Genomic DNA, 19,148 nt, shown 5'->3' on the forward strand with positions numbered 1-19,148 from the left:
CTATGGAGCCCGCTATGCGCCGGCTGTGAAATCCGCGCTCCCCGAGACGACGGCTGTGAGACGAGAACCCGGCGCCACCCGGCTCTCGCGTCGCGACTGCGGTGTCGCCTTCATAAGTCGCACATAGCTCCCGCTGGCGGGGCGCATCACACCGATCCGTAGCGTCGCGACGACGGCCGGCATTCCGCCCGCCCCAAGAGGAGACCCATGTACCTGACCTATCTGCGGCGGGAGCTGGCCGGCCGCAAGAAGCAGACGATCATCGTGGCCGCCGGCCTCGCGATCGCGATCGCGCTCGTGATGATCGTGAACTCGCTCGCCGCGGGGGTGAGTGCCGCGCAGGCCGAAGCGCTCGAGTCCGTGTACGGCGTCGGCACCGACCTCACGGTCACCGGAGCCCAGGCGGAGCCCGGCGAGGGCGGCGGCGCGCGCTTCGACTTCGGCGAGGACGCCGGCTCGACGACCGACGACGGCACGACCGAGCTGAGTCAGTCCCGGCTCATGACCGACTTCCTGCGCGGCACGCTCGACGCCGCGACCGTCGACACGGTCGCGGAGGTGGAGGGCGTCGCCGCGGCGTCCGGGGCACTGAGCCTCACGAACTCCACCTTCTCGGGAGAGCTGCCGCAGCGCCCGGCCGACGGTGCCGAGGGCGACGTGACGCAGGCGCAGCCGCCGCAGCAGGGGGAGGGCGGCAGCTTTGGCGGCGGCTCGTTCGACGTCGACTCGTTCACGGTTCTGGGCATCGACCCCTCGGCGGACGCCGTCGGCCCGCTGTCAGCCGTCGAGGTGTCCGACGGGCGCGGCCTCGAGGCGGCCGACGATGGCGCCTACGTCGCCGTGCTCGACGCGACCTACGCGTCGACGGCCGAACTCGCGGTGGGCGACACCATCGACGTCGGCGGCCAGGACTTCGAGGTCGTCGGCATCGTCGCCTCGACGTCGGACGAAGCGGACACCGCGTCGAACGTGTACATCCCCCTCGGCGTGGCGCAGGAGCTGTCCGGCGCGGGCGATGTCGTGTCCACCGTGTACGTGCAGGCCGAGTCGTCCGACGCCATCGCCTCGGTGCAGGCCGCGCTCCAGGAGGAGCTGCCCGACGCCACCGTGAGCTCGCAGGCGGATCTCGCCTCGACCGTGTCGGGGTCGCTCTCGAGCGCCTCGTCCCTGATCACCAACCTCGGCACGTGGCTCTCGATCATCGTCCTCGCGGTGGCGCTCGTCCTTGCGGTGCTGTTCACGATCTCCGGCGTCTCACGCCGCACCCGCGAGTTCGGCACGCTCAAGGCCATCGGCTGGTCGAACGGCCGCGTGGTCGGCCAGGTCGCGGGGGAGTCGGTCGTGCAGGGCGCGATCGGCGGCGTCGTGGGACTCGTCATCGGTTTCGCCGGCATTCTCGCGATCAACCTCATCTCGCCGACGATCTCGACCGCGCCGACGGCGCAGACGTTCGGCCCCGGTGGCGAGGGCGGCGGCCCGATGGGCGGCGGACCCGGTGCGTTCGGCAACGCCATGCAGTCCGCGGGCGCTGACATCGTGCTCTCGGCACCGATCACCCTGTGGGTCGTCGTCGCCGCGGTCGGCATCGCGGTCCTGGGCGGTCTCGTCGCGGGCGCGTTCGGCGGCTGGCGCGCGGCCCGGCTGAGCCCCGCCGAAGCGCTCCGATCGGTCGGTTGAGGCATCCCATGGCCGACGACATCCCCACCGCACCCGAACTCACCTCACCGACGGGAGAGCACGTCATGACCATCATCGACACCGAGCCGCAATCAGTTCCGGATGCTGCGCCCCAGGTGCGGTACCGCCTCGAAGGCGTGACCCGCACCTACTCGCAGAAGGGCCGCATCGTGAAGGCGCTCGCCGGCGTCGACCTCACCATCGAGGCGGGCGACTTCGTCACGATCCAGGGCCCGACCGGCGGGGGCAAGTCGACGCTCCTGCAGCTGCTGGGCGCGCTCGACCGGCCCACCGCCGGCTCGGTGCACCTCGACGAGATCGACATCGCGACCGCGACCAACCGCGAGCTCGGCCGCATCCGCGCGCACGAGGTCGGCTTCGTGTTCCAGGGCTTCAACCTCATCCCGACGCTCACCGCGCAGGAGAACGTCGACATGGCGCTCGAGCCGCTCGGGCTGTCGAAGGACGAGCGCCGCACCCGGGTCGCCGAGGCCCTCGCTCACGTCGGCCTCGCCGATCGCGCCGACCACCGCCCGGGCGAGCTGTCGGGCGGTCAGCAGCAGCGCGTCGCGATCGCCCGGGCGATCGTCAAGCGTCCGCGCGTGCTGCTCGCCGACGAGCCCACGGGCAACCTCGACGAGAGCATGCGCGACGAGATCCTCGCCGTGCTCGAGTCGCTCAACGGCGAAGGGCTCACGCTCATCGTCGTCACGCACGACTCGGCAGTCGCGCGACGCGCCCGGCGCCGTCTGCGCCTCGACGGGGGGACGGTGCGCGACATCACGCGCTGAACCGGCTCGTCCGATCAGCCCGCCGAGCGGGCATGGGCCGCGATGCGATCGAAGACCGCATCGCGGCCCTCGTCGATCTCCTGGGCCTCGGGGTGGGCGTCGTAATACGCGAGGATGCGGCGCGCGCCCTCGTCGAACGTCACCGTGGTGCGGAACTCCGGCACGAGCTGCGTCACCTTCGACACGTCGAACACCATGGAGTGAGCCTTGTCGCCGATGAGGCCGGGGCCGAGTTCGGGATCGAACGCGGCGATGGTGTCGGATGCGACGTGCACCAGGTCGGGGGAGGCCACCCCCGCGGCATCCGCCAGCCAGCCGTAGATCTGGTTCCACGTCGGCGCGTGCGTGCCCGTGATCGTGAAGGCCTCACCGATTGCGGCGGGGTTGTCGAGGAGCCCCGTGAACGCGACGGCGAAGTCGTCGGCGTGCGTGATCGTCCACAGGCTCGTGCCGTCGCCGTGGACGATCACCGGGCGGCCCGCGCGCATGCGGGCGATGTCGTTCCAGTGGCCCAGGGTGGGCAGCAGCCGTTCGTCGTAGGTGTGCGACGGCCGGATGATCGTGACCGGCAGGCCGCGCTCGCGGTGCGCGCCGACCAGCACGTCCTCGCAGGCGATCTTGTCGCGCGAGTACCGCCAGAACGGGTTGCGCAGCGGCGTGGACTCGGTCACCGGCAGCCGGCGCGGCGGCTTCTCGTACGCGGACGCCGAGCTGATGAACACGTACTGCCCGGTGCGGCCCTCGAACAGGTCGAGGTCGGTGGCGATGTGCTCGGGCGTGAACGCCAGGAACTCGGCGACCACGTCGAACCGACGGTCGCCGATCGCGGCCCGGACGGCCGCGGGATCGCGGATGTCGGCCTCGACGAGCTCGACCTCCGGCGGGAGCGGGCGCCGCGCACTGCCGCGGTTCAGGACCGCGACGTCGTGCCCCATCGCGAGCGAGCGGCGCACGCACGCCGCGCTGATGGTTCCGGTGCCGCCGATGTAGAGGATGCTCGTCACCCTCGCGAGCCTACGCCCGTCCGGCGACCCTCCACGGCGGGCGGCGGCCTCGCTGACGGCGAACACCCTGGTCGATGTCGGCGATGCCCCCTAGCGTGGCCGTCATGAGCAACGACGACCTCAGCGCCGGCTCCGTCGGCACCGTCATCCGTCCGGGCGATTCCGAATGGGAATCCGCCCGCCGCTTCCACTCCGGCATCGGCTCGCCCGCCGCCGTCATCCGCGCCGCCACCGTCGACGACGTGCGCGGCGCCCTCCGCTACGCCTCGGCCGAGAAGCTCGACGTCATGATCCGCTGCGGCGGTCACAGCGCCTGGGGCGGCGTGCCCGGCGGCCTCACCCTCGACATCTCCGCCCTCGACGACATCGAGGTGGTGGGCACGCGGGTGCGCGTGGGCGGGGGAGCGCAGTGGGGCGCGGTGGCCCACGCGCTCGCCGAGCGCGGGCTGGGCATCAGCTCGGGCGACACCGCGTCGGTCGGCGTCGGGGGCCTCACCCTCGGCGGCGGCATCGGGTGGATGGTGCGCGCGTGGGGCCTTGCCTCCGACCAGCTCGTGGGCGCGCAGCTCGTCACCGCGCGCGGCGACGTGGTCGAGGCGACGGACGCCTCGCACCCCGAGCTGCTGTGGGCGCTCCGCGGCGGCGGGGGCAACTTCGGCGTCGTCACCCGGTTCGACTTCGAAGCGCACCCGCTCGACGGCGTCGTGCACGCGGTGTACGGGATCGACGGCGACGCCCGCCCGATCATCCGCGCGCTGCGCGACCTGATGGCCGACGCTCCTCGCGAGCTCACGATCACCTACATGGACGTGCCTGCGATGGACCCGAACGCGCCGGCGGGGGCTTCGATCACGGCGGTGTGGATCGGTACCGATGAAGAGGCCGCGCGACGCGCGCTGGCGCCGATCGCGGACGCGCCCGGGGTCACCGAACGCGAGTTCGGCGTGCACGACTACCCCGACGTGCTCCTCGAAGCCCCCGAGTTCGATCCCGAGCAGCCGATGCCCGGCTTCGTCGGCGGCAACACGCTGCTGCCGGTGCTCGACGACGACGCGATCGAGCGGATGGTGTCGTTCCGCGAGCGGCATCCCGCCTCTGTCGCCTTCCTGCGGTCGCTGGGCGGCGCGTACGGCGACGTCGCCCAGGAGGACTCGGCGTTCCCGGCGCGCGACGCCACGTGGTTCGCCATGGCCGGCGCGTTCGACGTGCCGGGCATGCTCGGCGACGAGACCCGGGCGCAGGTGGTAGCCGAATGGGACGCGATCGAGGCGAAGGGGTCGGGCGTCTACGGCAATTTCACCGTGTCGACCGATGCGTCGTTCGCCGACCGGATGTACCCGCCCGCGACCATGGCCCGTCTCGCGACCGTCAAGCGCGAGTGGGACCCGGGGAACGTGTTCTGCCGCAACCACAACGTGAAGCCGGGTCCGAACGGTCAGGCAGGCTGAGACTGCGTCCGCGACCGACGCGGGCTGAGACGCCGAGGGCGGATCCCCACGTGGGGATCCGCCCTCGGTACGTGCACGCGATGCCTCAGTGAGTGTCTTCGGCCTCGATCTCGGTGCGGTCGCCCGACCACAGCGTGTGGAAGGTGCCTTCCTTGTCGATGCGCTTGTAGGTGTGGGCGCCGAAGAAGTCGCGCTGGCCCTGGATGAGCGCGGCGGGCAGGCGCTCGGCGCGCAGGCCGTCGTAGTACGACAGCGACGACGAGAACGCGGGGGCCGGGATGCCGGCGCCCGCGGCGGCCGACACGATCCGGCGCCACGCGCCCTGCGCGCGGCCGAGGGCCTCGACGAAGTACGGCGCGGTGAGCAGCACGGGCAGCTCGGGCTCGGCGGAGTACGCGTCGGCGATGCGGTTGAGGAACTGGGCGCGGATGATGCAGCCGGCGCGCCAGATCTTCGACACGGCGCCGAGATCGATGGTCCAGTCGTACTCGGCCGCGCCGGCGCGGATCTCGTCGAACCCCTGCGAGTACGCGACGATCTTCGACGCGTACAGCGCGAGGCGCACGTCCTCGATGAACGCGTCGGCGTCGTCGACCTTCAGGCCCTCCTCGGGGCCGGGCAGGTCGCGCGAGACCTCGCGCTGCTCGGGGTGCGACGACAGCGAGCGGGCGAACGTCGCCTCGGCGATGCCCGAGACCGGCACACCGAGCGACAGCGCGGTCTGCACGGTCCACGCGCCGGTGCCCTTGGCGCCTGCCTGGTCGAGGATGACGTCCACGAGCGGCCGGCCGGTGGCGGCGTCGACCTGGCGGAGCACCTCCGCGGTGATCTCGATGAGGTACGACTCGAGCTCGCCGCGATTCCACTCGGCGAACACCTCGGCGATCTCGGCCGGGGTCTTGCCCGTGCCGCGGCGGATCAGGTCGTAGGCCTCGGCGATGAGCTGCATATCGGCGTACTCGATGCCGTTGTGCACCATCTTCACGAAGTGGCCGGCGCCGTCGTGGCCGACGTGGGTGACGCACGGCTCGCCCTCGGCGACCGCGGCGATGGACTTCAGGATCGGGCCGAGGGTCACCCACGACTCGTCCGAGCCGCCGGGCATGATCGATGGACCGTTGAGCGCGCCCTCCTCGCCGCCGGAGATGCCGGCGCCGACGAAGTTGATGCCGGTCTCACGCACGGCCTTCTCGCGGCGGATCGTGTCGGTGAACAGCGCGTTGCCACCGTCGACGATGATGTCGCCCGGCTCGAACACCTCGACCAGCGAGTCGATGACCGCGTCGGTGGGGCGGCCGGCCTTGACCATGATGATCGCGGCGCGCGGCTTCTGCAGCGACGCGGCGAACTCCTCGTAGGAGAACGCGGGGACGAACTCCGCCTCGGGGTGCGTCTCGGTCAGCTCGTCGGTCTTGGAGCGGCTGCGGTTGTACACCGCGACCGTGTTTCCCTCGCGGCTGGCCAGGTTACGGGCGAGGTTGGACCCCATCACCGCGAGACCCACGACGCCGATGTTCGCCGTCGCGGCGGCAGCAGACGCCGGACCGCCGGGCTGGGGAGTGGGACGCTCGACGTCCTCGGGTGCCGGCGCGGCTTCGTGCGCCTGCGTCGCCTCGTCAGGCGCCTGGTCCTGATCCGTCGAGATGTTGGTCTGGCTCGGGTTGCCGGAAGGGTCGTTGGAAGACACACGCGCTCCTGGGGTTAAGTCGTCTTTTCAGCCTAAAGTCTGGCGCGTCCGTGTTACACGGCATGGCCGAGTGCTCACGCGGCCGGGGGGCCGGTTGTGAGCAGGTCCGGGTGTCGCGGCTCGCGGCTGACGTGACGAGCCTAGCCCTGGAGCGTCGTCGCCTCCGCCGGCGCGTCACGAGCCTTCGAGGCGGAGCGCCGATGCGACGAGCGCCGCCTGGTCCTCGGGCGCCAGCGCGACGTCGACGTCGATCGCCTGCTCGTCCGGCCCGGGCGGCTCCAGCGTCGCGAACTGGGAGTCGAGTAGCGCCGGGGGCATGAAGTGCCCCTGTCGCCGCATCATGCGGTCGCGCACGACCGCGGCGTCTCCCGTGAAGTTCACGAAGGTGACGTTGTCACGGCGGAGGATGTCGCGGTAGCTGCGCTTGAGCGCCGAGCAGGTGACGATGCCGGGTTCGCCCGCCGCGCGTCGCTCGTCGATCCACGCGGCCACGGTCTCGAGCCACGGGATCCGGTCCTCGTCCGTCAGCGCGTGGCCGCGTCGCATCTTGTCGACGTTGGCGGCCGGATGGAGGTCGTCGCCCTCCTGGAACGGCCATCCGAGCCTGCCGGAGAGCATGGCCCCCACGGTGGACTTGCCGGTGCCCGACGGACCCATCAGCACCAGGATCGGCGGAGTGGACAGCATCCGTGTCCCCCTTTCCTCACTCATACGAATACACCGATGATGAGCACGCCGATCAAGCCGACGACTGAGATGAGGCACTCGAGAACCGTCCAGCTCTTGAGGGTCTGCGGGATGCTGAGACCGAAGTACTCCTTGATGAGCCAGAAGCCCGCGTCGTTGACGTGCGAGAGGAACACCGATCCCGAGCCGATGGCGAGCACGAGGAGTGCCGACATGGCCGGGTCGAGGCCTTCGGTGAGCGGCTGCAGGATGCCGGCCGCGGTGATGGTGGCGACCGTTGCGGACCCGGTGGCGACACGGATGACCGCGGCCACGAGCCACGCGAGGAAGAGGATCGACAGCCCCGACTCGGCGATGAGGCCCGCGATCACGTCGCCGATGCCGGTGTCGACGAGCACCTGCTTGAATCCGCCGCCGGCGCCGACGATGAGCAGGATGCCGGCGATCGGGCCGAGTGAGGAGCCCACCGACTTCGCGATCTCGGCGCGGCCGAAGCCTGCCCCGCCGCCGAGCACGAAGAAGCCGACGATCACCGCGATGAGGAGGGCGATCGCGGGCGTGCCGAGGAAGTCGATGACGGCCTTGCCGGGGGAGGTCGAGCCCGGGGCGACGATGTCGGCGATCGCGCGGGCGAGCATGAGCACGACCGGCAGGAGGATGCTCGCGAGCGTCGCGGCGAACGACGGGCGCCGGGTCTGCTGCTCTCCCTCGTCCTCGGCGGTGACGAACAGATCGGGCACGGGAACGCGCACCCACCGCGCGGCGAGGCCCGAGAACAGGGGGCCTGCGACGATCACCGCGGGGATCGCCACCAGCACGCCGAGTGCGAGGGTGAGGCCGAGATTGGCACCGAGGATGTCGATCGCCGCAAGCGGGCCGGGATGCGGCGGCACCAGCCCGTGCATGGCGGACAGGCCGGCCAGCGTCGGTATCGCGATCTTCATCAGCGGCAGGCCGGAGCGGCGTGCGACCAGGATGATGACCGGCACGAGCAGGACGAGGCCGACCTCGAAGAACATCGGCAGGCCGATGATCGCGCCGATGAAGCCCATGATCCAGGGAAGGCTCCGCGCACTGGCGCGGGCGACGAGCGTGTCGACGATGCGGTCGGCGCCGCCGGAGTCGGCCAGCAGCTTGCCGTAGATGGCGCCGAGGGCGATGAGGATGCCGACGCCGCCCATCGTCGCGCCGAAGCCGGTCGTGAAGCTCACGATCGTCTTGCCGGGCTCGAACCCGGCGATGATCCCCGTGGCGATGGCGCCCATCATCAGGGCGAGGAAGGGGTGCACCTTCAGCCACGTGATCAGCACCACGATGATCGCGATGCCGATGACCGCGGCGGTGAGCAGCTGCCACGGCGGGCCGATGGGTGTCACTTCGACGGCGGCGGCCGGCAGGGAGAGAAGTCCGGAGAGATCCATGAGCGTCCTTGATCGAAACGTGGTCGGTCTTTGACCCGAAGATGCTGTTTAGTCTGACGTGAACCGTGGAAAGTGTCAATATGTACGACATAAAAGCTAGCTAGTGCTCGAATGTCGGATGATACGACCGCCGTGGGGCACAATCGGACCATGGCCGACACTCCTCACGGCAGCCCCGTTCACGACGCTCTCGTCGAGCGGCTCGGCGCCGCGATCGTGCACGGCGAACATCCCGCCGGCTCGCGGCTGCTGACCACCGAGCTGGCCGAGTCCTCGGGTGCCTCCCGCTCCGCGGCGCGAGAGGCCGTCAGAGTGCTCGAATCCCTCGGGCTCGTGCAGGTGCGCCGCAAGGCGGGCATCGAGGTGCTCCCGGTGGAGCAGTGGAACGTCTACGCCCCCGAGATCATCGCCTGGCGGCTCGACGGGCCTGGGCGCGCGCGGCAGCTTCACGAGCTGAGCGAGCTGCGCGGCGCGGTCGAGCCGCTCGCGGCACGCCTCGCGGCTGCCAACGCGACCGACGTCCAGCGTCAGGAGCTCGTGGCTGCAGCCCTGGGGATGGCGCGTCACGACCAGCACGCGTCAGAGGCCGAATACCTCGACGCCGACGTGCGGTTCCACCGCACGCTGCTCAGCGCGTCGGGAAATCCGATGCTCGGGATGCTGGGGGGTGTCGTGCAGGCGGTGCTCGAGGGCCGCACGCGCCACGCGCTGATGCCGCACAAGGCCAACCCCGATGCGGTGCGCTGGCATCGCGACGTCGCGTTCGCGGTCGCGAGCGGGGAGGCGGATGCTGCGTTCGAGGCGATGTCGCGGATCGTCAGCGAATCCGACGCCGCGATGGACGAAGCGGTGGGAGAAGACCTCGCCGAGGTGCCCGGGGAGCGATAGCGCTCAGGACCCGGGCGGCGAGCTCAGTCCTTGCGGTAGCCCTGACGGCCGAGGCTCCAGAACGCGAGGACCGTGCCCAGGGCGCCGACAGCGGCCATGGCGCCGATGAGCCAGAGAAGAGCGTGGCTTGCGAAGCCGTAGTCCATGGGGGTCCTCCGTGTGAGCGGGAAGCAGGTGCGTTCCTCATCGTAGCGGGGGCGCTGGTAGACTCTTGTCCGAACTTCGGCGAGGGATGCCTCGCGCCCGTCGATCACGGCGGGCTGCGGCATCCGTGATCGACGCGGTGATGCCGGCCCCACGGGCTTTCCTCACGCGTGCGCGTTCGAGTCGAAGTCATCCCCAATACCCGGGCCCGCCACCGCGCAGGCCGATTCGGAACGGCCCCGCGCCGCCCCAGAAAAGGGCACAACGCCCGCAAGGAGAACCCATGTCGACCGAGCCCGACACCAAGGTCCAGGCCGAGCTTCGCGAGAGCTTCGGCAAGGGCTTCGCCCGCCGCCTCCGCGCCGCCGGCAAGATCCCCGCCGTCATCTACGGCCACGGCACCGACCCGGTGCACGTCGCCCTCCCGGGCCACCAGGTCTCGCTGCTCATCCGCCGTGCCAACGCGGTGCTCGAGCTCGACCTCGACGGCACGTCGCAGCTGACGCTCGTCAAGGACGTCCAGAAGGACCCGGTGCACCAGATCATCGAGCACATCGACCTGCTCGTCGTGAAGAAGGGCGAGAAGATCCAGGTCGACGTCCCCGTCGTCGTCCTGGGCGAGCCCGTTGCCGGCACCATCGTCAACCTCGACGCGCAGACCGTGTCGCTCGAAGTCGAGGCGACCCACATCCCCGAGCACATCGAGGTCGACGTCGAGGGGCTCGAAGAGGGCACCCACATCACCGCCGGTGACCTGAAGCTCCCGACGGGCGCGGTGCTGGCCGCCGAGCCCGAGCTGCTCGTCGTCGCCATCGCCGTCCCCGCTGCGGCGATCGCCGCCGAGGAGGAGATCGCCGAAGCCGACGCCGAGGTCGCGGCCGAGCAGTCGGAGGCTTCGGAGGAGGCCTCCGCCGAGTAATCGGTCGCCGAGCGAGCGGATCGCTTTCCGGTGAGGGGGTGCGGATGCCGCGCCCCCTCACCGCGTTTTCGCGATGGGCTTCGCCGCCGACGCGGCGCGGGCTGGGGCAGGATGGATGACATGGCAGACACGTGGCTGATCGTGGGGCTCGGCAATCCCGGCCCGCGCTACGAGCTCACGCGGCACAACGTCGGGCAGCTCGTCGTCGATGAGCTCGCCGGCCGCCGCGGCGAGTCGTTCAAGGCGCACAAGGCGAACGCCCGCGTCGTCGAGACGTGGCTGCGCCCCGGCGGGCCGAAGCTCATCCTCGCCAAGCCCAACACCTTCATGAACGTCTCGGGAGGGGCGGTCACCGGGCTCGCCAAGTTCTACGGCATCGACCCCGACCACGTCGTGGTCGTGCACGATGAGCTCGACATCCCGTTCGACACGATCAAGCTCAAGATCGGCGGCGGCCACAGCGGCCACAACGGCGTGCGCGACGTCGCGAAGGCCCTCGGCACGCCCGAGTTCCCGCGCGTGCGCGTCGGCATCGGGCGCCCTCCCGGATGCCAGGACGCCGCCGACTGGGTGCTCGACCCGTTCGGCGCCACCGAGCGCAAGAACCTCCCGATCCTCGTCGGCGACGCCGCCGACGCGGTCGAGCAGCTCGTCGCCGAGGGCCTGCTCGCCACCCAGCAGAAGCACCACGCGCCCCGCGTCTGAGCTCCCTGCCCGCTCGGTCACTCAGGCCCTCCCGCATCCCCATCTGAGGTCGAGAGCCGAGATGCGGAACGATGTCGCGGTTTTGCTCCGCACCCCGGCTCACGTCCTGGAATGAGGAGCGAGAGGGGCGGATGCTGCCGCGCCGGCGCCGCGTCGGGTCAGCCGCCGATGCCGGTCCCGGCGGCGAGGCCCGCGGTGAGAAAGCCCTGCACGACGGCGCCGAAGGCGATGGGGCCGAGGGCGGCGATGACGACGGCCGCGATGCCGGCGCCGCGTCCGCGTCCCTTGACGATCGCGATGATGCCCTGCACGAGAGCCCACACGCCGATCGCGGTGCCGACCCAGAACGAGACCTCGCCCATCAGCACCCAGTCGCGCACGGGCGTCAGGACAGACCAGTCGAACTCGCCGGTGAAGGGCTGGGACGAGATCTGGCGGCCGGCGCCGAGCCCGATGTTGAAGCTCGCGATCGCGGCCGACAGGCTCGCGCCGAAGGTGGCGACGAGTGCGAGCGCGAGCGCGACGATCCCGAGTGCGCTGCTGCGCTTCGCGGGAGCGGGCGCACCGAACGCCGCTGTCGGGGCCGCCCCGTAGCCTGCGGGCGCCGCGTATCCCGCCGGCGGTGCGTACGCGCCGGCCGGGGGAGCGGCCCAGCCCTGTGACGCATCAGGGAGACCGGGCGCCGCGCCCGCGCCCACCGGCGTCCCGAACGGCGCCGCCCCGGGCGGTGCCCACGCCGCGGGCTGAGCGGGCGGGTTCTGGGGAGCGTGGGACGCGTCGGGCTGGCTCACAGCCTCATCCTAGGAGCCGGGGCCGGAACCCGGCGGACCTCGGTGTCTGCCCTGCGTCGTAGACTCGTGCGGTGACAGTTCCCGGGATCGTGCGCGCCCTCGAACAGGCTGAGCCTTTCCGGGACGCGCTGGCCGCGGCATCCGTCGATGCCGACTTCTCCCTCGTCGAAGGGCTCGACGCTCCGCTCCTGGCGGCTCTGCTCGAGCGGCGCCGCGCCGCCGGCAAGCCGCCGCTCGTGCTCCTCGTCGCACCGACGGGTCGCCGGGCGGAGTCGCTGGGGCCCGCCCTGGGCGCGCTGCTGCCGGGCGCCGAGGTGCTGCACTTCCCGGCGTGGGAGACGCTCCCGCACGAACGGCTGAGCCCGAGCGCCGAGACGGTCGGCGCGCGACTCGACATCCTCACGCGCATTGCGCGCTGGGATGCCGCGACCCCCCTCGTCATCACGGCGTCGGTGCGCGGCGCGATCCAGCCCCTGGCGGCGGGTCTCACCGAGGTCGACCCGATCGAGCTCGTCGTGGGCGGACGCGGCCATGACCTCGGCGACGTCTCGACGCGCCTCGTCGAGCTCGCTTACCACCGCGTCGACATGGTCTCGCGGCGTGGCGAGTTCGCCGTGCGCGGCGGCATCCTCGACGTCTTCCCGCCCACCGCGCCGCACCCGTACCGCGTCGAGTTCTTCGGCGACGAGGTCGACGAGATGAGGGCCTTCTCGGTCGCCGACCAGCGGTCCCTGCCGGGAGAGGTGCGCGAGGTCACCCTTCTCCCGAGCCGCGAGCTGCTGCTGACGGATGCCGTGCGCGGCCGTGCCCGCCAGCTCAAAGACGAGTTCCCCGGTCTCGCGGGCATGCTCGAGAAGATGTCCGAGGGCATCCCGGTCGAGGGCATGGAGTCGCTGCTGCCCGCCGTGGTCGACCGCCTCGTGACGCTCGTCGACTACCTGCCCGAGGATGCCGCGGTCGCGCTGGTCGACCCCGAGCGCGCCGTGACGCGTGCGATCACCCTCGGCGAGACCAACCGCGAGTTCCTCGAAGCCGCGTGGAGCGCAGCGACCGCCGGGGCAAGCACGCCGATCGATCTGGGTGCGGGCGACTTCCTGACACTGCCCGAGCTGCGCGAGGCTGCCCGCGACCGCAGCGGCGTCTGGTGGACGCTCAGCGCCTTCGATTCGGGACACGCGGATGCTGCGGCCGAGGGTCTCATCCACGACGACATCGACGTCGCGCTCGAGGCCGCGGCCGCGATCCGCGTGCCGGGTTCTGCGGTGCCGTCGTTCCAGGGCAATGTCGAGGGTGCGACCGACCATGTGGGGGCGCTGCTCGCAGACGGCTGGCGCGTCGTGGTCGCAGCATCCGGAACCGGACTCGTGGAGCGCGCCCGCGACGTGCTCGCCGAGCGCGGCATCGCGGCGCGCAAGGTCGAGGAGGTGCTGCACGCACCCGAGCCGGGCGTCGCGCACGTGGTCGTGAGCGTGCTCGAACGCGGCTTCGAAGCCCCTGACGCCAAGCTGGCCGTGCTCACCGAGTCCGAGTTCTACGGCCGCACGATCGGCGGCGACACCCGTGTCGTCAAGAAGCTCGCGTCGCGGCGCAAGGCCGTCGTCGACCCGCTCAAGCTCACCGCGGGCGACTACGTCGTGCATGCGACGCACGGCATCGGCAAGTTCGTCGAGCTCACGCAGCGCGAGGTGTCCAGCGGTGGCCGCAACGCGGTCAAGAGCATGCGCGAGTACCTCGTGCTCGAGTACGCGCCCTCCAAGCGCGGGTACCCCGGCGACAAGCTCTTCGTCCCGACCGACCAGCTCGACCTCCTGTCGCGGTACGTCGGCGGCGAGGCGCCTGGCCTGTCGAAGATGGGCGGCAGCGACTGGGCGCAGGCCAAGAGCAAGGCCCGCCGCGCGGTGCGCGACATCGCGGTCGAGCTCGTGAAGCTCTACTCCGCGCGCATGGCCGCGAAGGGTCACGCATTCGGCCCCGACACACCGTGGCAGCGCGAGCTGGAGGAGGCGTTCCCGTTCGCCGAGACCCCCGACCAGCTGCAGACGATCGACGAGATCAAGGCCGACATGGAGAAGCCGATCCCGATGGACAGGCTGCTGTCGGGTGACGTCGGCTTCGGCAAGACCGAGGTCGCGGTGCGCGCCGCGTTCAAGGCGATCCAGGACGGCAAGCAGGTCGCGATGCTCGTGCCGACGACCCTGCTCGTCAAGCAGCATTTCGAGACCTTCACCGAGCGCTTCGCCGGCTTCCCGGTGAAGGTGCGGGCGCTGTCGCGCTTCCAGACCGACAAGCAGGCGCGCGACACGATCGCCGGTCTCGCCGACGGCACCGTCGACATGGTCATCGGCACGCACCGCATCCTCACCGAGAAGGTGCTGTTCAAGGACCTCGGCCTCATGATCATCGACGAGGAGCAGCGCTTCGGCGTCGAGCACAAGGACCAGCTGAAGAAGCTGAAGACCAACGTCGACATCCTGGCGATGAGCGCGACGCCCATCCCGCGCACGCTCGAGATGGCGGTCACCGGCATCCGCGAGATGTCGACGCTGCAGACGCCGCCGGAGGACCGGCATCCGATCCTGTCGTACGTCGGTCCGCGCAACGACAAGCAGATCGCCGCGGCGATCCGCCGGGAGCTGCTGCGGGAGGGCCAGGTCTTCTTCGTGCATAACCGGGTCTCGTCGATTCAGCGGGTCGCAGCCCAGCTCGCCGAGCTGGTGCCCGAGGCCCGCATAGCGGTCGCTCACGGACAGATGGGCGAGCACGCCCTCGAAGAGGTTGTGGACGCGTTCTGGGAGCGTCGCAGCGACGTGCTCGTGTGCACGACGATCGTCGAGACGGGCCTGGACATCTCCAACGCCAACACGATCATCATCGACCGGGCCGACAAGTACGGGCTCAGCCAGCTGCACCAGCTGCGCGGCCGCGTCGGGCGCGCGCGTGAGCGCGCCTACGCCTACTTCCTCTACGACGAGCAGAAGCCGCTGAGCGAGACGGCCGCGGACCGCCTCGAGACGATCGCCGTCAACAACGACCTCGGCTCGGGCATGCAAGTCGCGCTGAAGGACCTCGAGATCCGCGGCGCCGGCAACCTCCTGGGCGCCGAGCAGGCCGGCCACATCGCCGGGGTCGGCTTCGACCTGTACCTCCGCATGATCGGCGAGGCGGTCGCCACGTTCCGCGGCGAGGAGACCGAGGGGCCGACGGAGCTCCGCCTCGAGCTGCCGGTACAGGCCCGCATCCCCGAGTCGTACATCGACAGCGAGCGGCTGCGTCTGGAGGCGTACCAGAAGCTCTCGGCCGCGGCATCCGTCACCGCAGCCCCCGCGGCGATCGATCTCGTCATCGATGAGCTCACCGACCGCTACGGCGAGCCGCCTTCGGAGGTCGAGGGCCTGCTCGCGGTCGCCCGCCTGCGTCGCCGGGCCGGTCAGGCGGGCCTCGCCGACGTCGTCGCGATGGGACCGAACCTGCGCATCGCCCCGGCCAACCTGCCCGACTCGATGCGCGTGCGCCTGCAGCGCCTGCACCCCAAGGCGAAGCTCGTCGCCGGGGGAGAGGCGATGGTCGTGCCCCTGCCCTCCGCGGGCGGCGAGCCGCTCGGCGACGACGAGCTCATCGCGTGGGTGGCCCAGCTCATCGAGCAGCTCTGGCCCGAGAGGAAGGCCGAGGCACCGGCCGCGGCGGAGGGCGCGACAGCCTGATCCTCGCCCCCTCACTCCCGCGACGGGTGTTTGACGAGGCGCCGGCTCCCCGAGAGCATGAGGGGATGATCGATCAGCAGCAGCTGTGGGACGACGAGGTCGCCCAGGCTTACGACACGCCGGGCGAGGGCATGTTCGCCGACGATGTGCTTCGCCCCACGGTGACGACCCTGACCAGACTGTCCGACGGCGGCGCCGCCGTGGAGTTCGCGATCGGGACCGGCCGCGTCGCGATCCCGCTCCACGAGGCGGGCGTGCCCGTGGCGGGCATCGAGCTGTCGCACGCGATGATCGCGCGTCTGCGGGAGAAGGCCGGCGCGGACGAGATCCCCGTCGTGCAGGGTGACATGACGACCGCGTCCGCCGGTACCGGGTTCGCGCTCGCGTACCTGGTCTTCAACACGATCTCGAACCTGCTGTCGCAGGACGAGCAGGTCGAGTGCTTCCGCAACGCCGCGCGTCATCTCGCCCCCGGAGGATGCTTCGTCATCGAGCTGTGGGTGCCGCAGCTGCGCGCACTCGCCCCCGGCCACGCGGGCACGGTCGAGCTCAGCCGGCCCGGCTACCTGCTGGTCGACACGGTCGACACCCTCACGCAGCGGCTGACGTCCCACCATGTGCGATTCGGGCCCGACATCGCCGACGGCCGCGCGGCGCGTATCGGCCGCTCGCCGCACCGCTACATCTGGCCCAGCGAGCTCGACCTGATGGCCCGTCTCGCGGGATTCACGCTCGAGAGCCGCTGGGCGGGGTGGCAGCAGGAGGAGTTCACCGGTGAGTCGACCAGTCACGTGTCGGTCTACCGCCTGCCGCGCGGAGGCTCGACCGCGCGCGCGGCGTCGTGACCCGCTCCTTGGAGCCGCGCCGCACTACGCTGTGAACCGAACCGCGCCGGCACCGACGACGGGCCGGATCGAGGAGGCATGATGCGATTCGAGCACCTCGGGGCACAGCCCCGGATCCACCCCGACGCGGTCGTGGCGGCGACGGCGGTGATCAGCGGCGACGTCGAGATCGGCGCGGACTGCCAAGTCCTGCACGGCGCCGTGATCACCGCCGAGGGCGGCGCCATCACCCTCGGGGCGAACGTGATCGTCATGGAGAACGCGCTCATCCGCGCCACCGCGACGAACCCCGTGCACATCGCCGACCACGTGCTCGTCGGGCCGATGGCGAGCGTCTCGGGCGCGGTGATCGAGGAGGAGGTGTTCCTCGCCACCGGCACACGCGTCTTCAACGGCGCGCGCATCGGCGCGCGCAGCGAGGTGCGCATCAACGCGGTCGTGCACCTGCGCACGACGCTCCCCGCCGAGTCCACCGTGCCCATCGGCTGGGTCGCGGTGGGTGATCCGGTGCAGATCCTCCCGCCTGACCGCCACGAGGAGATCTGGGCCGCGCAGCGCGAACTCGACTTCCCGGGTTACGTGTTCGGCCTCGACCGGGAGACGCCCGACCTCATGGTGCAGCTCACCGAACGGTACGGCCGCAGCCTTGCGCGGCACGCCGGTGACCGTCCGCTGGGCTGAACCGGGCGCCGGATACTGGCCATCGCAGTATCTCGGGCCTAGAGTCTCCGCATGGGCCGTCTGGGGACCCGTTCGAGACTCGACCAGGCCGTGGGTGCCTTCTCGAGCAATTGGCGCAACGCCAATCTGCGGCGCGCCCAGCTGAGCTTCCTCGGTGCGTGGACGGCGGAATGGGCGTTCACGGTCGCCCTCGGCATCGTGGCGTACCACGACGGCGGGGCGCTCGCCCTGGGGCTGGTCGGTCTGCTGCGGATGCTGCCGTCCGCGGTCCTCGCGCCGGTGCTGTCGCCGTTCGCCGACCGGGGCCGCCGCGAGCGCGTGCTCGTGGTGGTGTCGCTGCTGAGGGGCGTGGCGACCGCCCTCGCCGCCGTGGTCGTGGCTGTCTCGGGTCCGATCGCCGTGATCTACGCCCTCGCGGTGCTGTCCACGATCGCCGCGACACTGTTCCGCCCGGCGCACTCCGCGCTGCTGCCCACGCTGTGCCGTACCGGGCATGAACTGGCGAGCGCGAACGTCGTGCGCGGGCTGCTCGATTCGGTCGCGACGCTCGTGGGTCCGCTCCTGGCGGCCATCGTCCTCGCGTTCGCCGACGTGTCGGTCGTGTTCGCGGTGGCCGCGGCCGCCTCGCTCTGGGCGGCGCTGCTGCTGTTCCGCGTGCGCTACCACGCGCCGCCGCGGCCGCCGGCACCGCGCCCGGACCTCCTGAAGGAGGCGGCCGAAGGGCTGCGCGCCGTCGGTCGCAGCCGGGATCTGCAGCTCATCCTCGGGCTGGCGGCTGCCCAGTCGCTCACGCGCGGTGCGCTGACGGTCTTCTCGGTCGTCGTCGCGATCGAGCTGCTGCACACGGGGGAATCCGGCGCCGGCGTGCTGATGGCCGCCGTGGGCGTGGGGGCGGTCGTCGGTTCGCTGGCCGCCTCCCTGCTGGTGGGCACCGGGCGCCTGGGCGCGTGGTTCGGGGTCGGCGTCGGTCTGTGGGGTCTGCCCATCGCCCTCGTCGGCTTCTTCCCGCAGCAGGCGGCCGCCCTCTTCCTGCTCTCCTTCGTCGGCGTCGGCAACGCACTGATCGATCTCGCCGGATTCACCCTGATCGGACGACTCGCCCCCGACGCGGTGATGGCCCGCGGGTTCGGGGTGCTGGAGAGCCTGGTCGCGGTCTCCATCGGCATCGGCTCCATCCTGGCGTCGGGGGTCATCGCGTGGGTCGGCGTCGAGCGTGCGCTGATCGTGATCGGCCTGGTGTGTCCTGTGCTGGCGCTGGCGTCGTGGTGGCGGCTGCGACGCCTGGACCGATCGGTCGACGCGCTCGACGTCGAGGTGTCCCTCTTGCAGCAGGTGCCGATGTTCCAGCCGCTGCCGCTGCCCTCGATCGAGCAGCTCGCCCGGGGGCTCGAGCCGGTGGAAGTGGCGGCGGGGGCACCCGTCTTCACCCAGGGCGACGTGGGCGATCGCTACTACGTGATCGAGAGCGGCACGGCAGACGTCATCGGAGACGGCAGGGTCGTCGCGACCCTCGGCGAGGGGGAGGGGTTCGGCGAGATCGCTTTGCTGCGCAGGACGCGCCGAACCGCGACCGTGTCGGCACATACCGCTCTCCGCCTCAAAGCGCTCGCATCCGAGAGATTCACGGCGGTCGTGCTCGGCTACGCGCCCAGCGCGCAGGCGGCCGCGACGAGCGTCGATCAGCGGCTCGACCGGTTCGCGCCGGATGAGCCGCTGGGCGACTCCCGCCGTCGTGAGGAGGGCGGATGACCCGGACCGA

At 71.2% G+C, this 19,148-nt stretch carries 16 protein-coding genes; 10 read left to right on the forward strand and 6 right to left on the reverse strand.

Annotation, left to right across the window (positions count from 1 at the left end; all coding sequences use genetic code 11):
- The first annotated feature begins 207 nt into the window (after nt 1–207).
- The gene (locus MRBLWH7_RS00685) at nt 208–1,677 is read left to right on the forward strand and encodes an ABC transporter permease (RefSeq protein ID WP_341998196.1); all 1,470 of its coding nucleotides are present in this window, start codon (nt 208–210) and stop codon (nt 1,675–1,677) included.
- 65 nt (nt 1,678–1,742) lie between these two features.
- Complete coding sequence (locus tag MRBLWH7_RS00690) at nt 1,743–2,468, forward strand: ABC transporter ATP-binding protein (protein ID WP_342002176.1); 726 nt, start codon at nt 1,743–1,745, stop codon at nt 2,466–2,468.
- A 14-nt stretch (nt 2,469–2,482) separates the two neighbouring features.
- Here the strand turns inward: MRBLWH7_RS00690 and MRBLWH7_RS00695 are convergent, their stop codons facing one another.
- On the reverse strand, nt 2,483–3,472 hold the full coding sequence (locus MRBLWH7_RS00695; protein WP_341998199.1) for an SDR family oxidoreductase: 990 nt from the start codon (nt 3,470–3,472) through the stop codon (nt 2,483–2,485).
- A gap of 104 nt (nt 3,473–3,576) precedes the next feature.
- Between MRBLWH7_RS00695 and MRBLWH7_RS00700 the strand changes: the two genes are divergently transcribed.
- On the forward strand, nt 3,577–4,920 hold the full coding sequence (locus MRBLWH7_RS00700) for an FAD-binding oxidoreductase (RefSeq protein WP_341998201.1): 1,344 nt from the start codon (nt 3,577–3,579) through the stop codon (nt 4,918–4,920).
- Nucleotides 4,921–5,005: 85 nt separating this feature from the next.
- Here the strand turns inward: MRBLWH7_RS00700 and gndA are convergent, their stop codons facing one another.
- From gndA to MRBLWH7_RS00715, 3 genes are all read right to left on the reverse strand, one after another.
- Nucleotides 5,006–6,607 (reverse strand): NADP-dependent phosphogluconate dehydrogenase, encoded by a 1,602-nt coding sequence (gene gndA / locus MRBLWH7_RS00705; protein ID WP_341998203.1) that lies wholly within the window; start codon nt 6,605–6,607, stop codon nt 5,006–5,008.
- A 174-nt stretch (nt 6,608–6,781) separates the two neighbouring features.
- Nucleotides 6,782–7,294: a gluconokinase gene (locus MRBLWH7_RS00710; protein WP_341998205.1), complete on the reverse strand. Its 513-nt coding sequence runs from the start codon at nt 7,292–7,294 to the stop codon at nt 6,782–6,784.
- A gap of 20 nt (nt 7,295–7,314) precedes the next feature.
- Nucleotides 7,315–8,715 (reverse strand): gluconate:H+ symporter, encoded by a 1,401-nt coding sequence (locus tag MRBLWH7_RS00715; RefSeq protein ID WP_341998207.1) that lies wholly within the window; start codon nt 8,713–8,715, stop codon nt 7,315–7,317.
- A gap of 150 nt (nt 8,716–8,865) precedes the next feature.
- Here MRBLWH7_RS00715 and MRBLWH7_RS00720 point away from each other — a divergent pair, with 150 nt between their 5' ends.
- Nucleotides 8,866–9,603: an FCD domain-containing protein gene (locus MRBLWH7_RS00720; protein ID WP_341998209.1), complete on the forward strand. Its 738-nt coding sequence runs from the start codon at nt 8,866–8,868 to the stop codon at nt 9,601–9,603.
- A 23-nt stretch (nt 9,604–9,626) separates the two neighbouring features.
- On the opposite strand, the gene MRBLWH7_RS00725 is transcribed toward MRBLWH7_RS00720, so the two are convergent.
- Nucleotides 9,627–9,749 (reverse strand): hypothetical protein, encoded by a 123-nt coding sequence (locus MRBLWH7_RS00725; protein WP_262927523.1) that lies wholly within the window; start codon nt 9,747–9,749, stop codon nt 9,627–9,629.
- Between the two features lie 281 nt (nt 9,750–10,030).
- Here MRBLWH7_RS00725 and MRBLWH7_RS00730 point away from each other — a divergent pair, with 281 nt between their 5' ends.
- Both MRBLWH7_RS00730 and pth read left to right on the forward strand, forming a co-directional pair.
- A complete protein-coding gene (locus tag MRBLWH7_RS00730) occupies nt 10,031–10,666 on the forward strand; it encodes a 50S ribosomal protein L25/general stress protein Ctc (protein WP_341998213.1) in 636 nt (211 codons plus the stop codon).
- Between the two features lie 120 nt (nt 10,667–10,786).
- Complete coding sequence (gene pth / locus MRBLWH7_RS00735) at nt 10,787–11,371, forward strand: aminoacyl-tRNA hydrolase (protein WP_341998215.1); 585 nt, start codon at nt 10,787–10,789, stop codon at nt 11,369–11,371.
- A 158-nt stretch (nt 11,372–11,529) separates the two neighbouring features.
- On the opposite strand, the gene MRBLWH7_RS00740 is transcribed toward pth, so the two are convergent.
- Nucleotides 11,530–12,162, reverse strand: a complete 633-nt coding sequence (locus tag MRBLWH7_RS00740) for a hypothetical protein (RefSeq protein ID WP_341998217.1) — start codon at nt 12,160–12,162, stop codon at nt 11,530–11,532.
- Nucleotides 12,163–12,233: 71 nt separating this feature from the next.
- Here MRBLWH7_RS00740 and mfd point away from each other — a divergent pair, with 71 nt between their 5' ends.
- From mfd to MRBLWH7_RS00760, 4 genes are all read left to right on the forward strand, one after another.
- Nucleotides 12,234–15,863 carry a transcription-repair coupling factor gene (gene mfd / locus MRBLWH7_RS00745; protein ID WP_341998219.1) on the forward strand — a complete coding sequence of 1,210 codons (3,630 nt, stop codon included), beginning with the start codon at nt 12,234–12,236 and terminating at the stop codon, nt 15,861–15,863.
- A gap of 65 nt (nt 15,864–15,928) precedes the next feature.
- Nucleotides 15,929–16,708, forward strand: a complete 780-nt coding sequence (locus MRBLWH7_RS00750) for a class I SAM-dependent methyltransferase (RefSeq protein ID WP_341998221.1) — start codon at nt 15,929–15,931, stop codon at nt 16,706–16,708.
- A gap of 81 nt (nt 16,709–16,789) precedes the next feature.
- The gene (locus MRBLWH7_RS00755; RefSeq protein ID WP_341998223.1) at nt 16,790–17,389 is read left to right on the forward strand and encodes a gamma carbonic anhydrase family protein; all 600 of its coding nucleotides are present in this window, start codon (nt 16,790–16,792) and stop codon (nt 17,387–17,389) included.
- Between the two features lie 51 nt (nt 17,390–17,440).
- Nucleotides 17,441–19,138, forward strand: a complete 1,698-nt coding sequence (locus MRBLWH7_RS00760) for an MFS transporter (protein WP_341998225.1) — start codon at nt 17,441–17,443, stop codon at nt 19,136–19,138.
- Nucleotides 19,139–19,148 lie beyond the last annotated feature (10 nt).

Source organism: Microbacterium sp. LWH7-1.2 (assembly GCF_038397755.1).
Classification (GTDB): domain Bacteria; phylum Actinomycetota; class Actinomycetes; order Actinomycetales; family Microbacteriaceae; genus Microbacterium.